This is a genomic window from Streptomyces plumbidurans (assembly GCF_019857225.1).
Taxonomy (GTDB): Bacteria; Actinomycetota; Actinomycetes; order Streptomycetales; family Streptomycetaceae; genus Streptomyces; species Streptomyces plumbidurans.
Genome location: NZ_JAFJSY010000173.1, coordinates 1 through 1,002 on the forward strand (window position 1 = coordinate 1; position 1,002 = coordinate 1,002).

The window sequence follows — 1,002 nt, forward strand, 5'->3', positions numbered from 1 at the left end:
AGTGCAGCGGCTTGCCCGCGAGGGCCAGGTGGGCTTCGCCGAGCGCCTCGCTCTGCGTCGGGTGGGCGTGGATGAGCTGGGCGACCTCGGTGGGCAGCGCCTCCCAGTTGTAGATCAGCTGGGCCTCGCCGACCTGCTCGCCCATGCGGTCGCCGACCATGTGGACGCCGACCACGGCACCGTCCTTGACCTGGACGAGCTTGATCTCGCCCGCGGTGTTGAGGATCTTGCTCTTGCCGTTGCCCGCGAGGTTGTACTTCAGAGCGACGACCTTGTCCGCACCGTAGATCTCCTTGGCCTTGGCCTCGGTGATGCCCACGGAGGCGACCTCCGGGTGGCAGTAGGTCACCCGCGGCACGCCGTCGTAGTCGATCGGGACGGTCTTCAGGCCGGCCAGACGCTCCGCCACCAGGATGCCCTCGGCGAAGCCGACGTGCGCGAGCTGGAGCGTGGGGACGAGGTCACCGACGGCGGAGATGGTGGGCACGTTGGTGCGCATGTACTCGTCGACCAGGACGTAGCCGCGGTCCATCGCGACGCCCTGCTCCTCGTAGCCAAGGCCCTGCGAGACGGGCCCGCGGCCGACGGCGACCAGCAGGACCTCGGCCTCGAACTCCTTGCCGTCGGCGAGGGTGACCTTGACCCCGTCCTGGGTGTACTCGGCCTTCGAGAAGAAGGTGCCCAGGTTGAACTTGATGCCGCGCTTGCGGAACGCGCGCTCGAGAAGCTTGGAGGAGTTCTCGTCCTCGACCGGGACGAGGTGCTTGAGGCCCTCGATGACCGTGACGTCCGCACCGAAGGACTTCCAGGCGGAGGCGAACTCGACGCCGATGACACCGCCGCCCAGGATGATCGCGGACTTCGGCACGCGGTCCAGGACGAGGGCGTGGTCGGAGGAGATGATGCGGTTGCCGTCGATCTCCAGGCCCGGCAGCGACTTCGGCACGGAGCCGGTCGCGAGGAGTACGTGGCGGCCCTGCACCCGCTGGCCGTTCACGTCGA

General features: G+C 68.5%; 1 protein-coding gene. It reads right to left on the reverse strand.

Translation table 11 applies throughout. The features are described from left to right. Nucleotides 1-1,002: dihydrolipoyl dehydrogenase (locus JYK17_RS40275; protein ID WP_222812328.1), on the reverse strand; the 1,002-nt coding region annotated here is incomplete at both ends.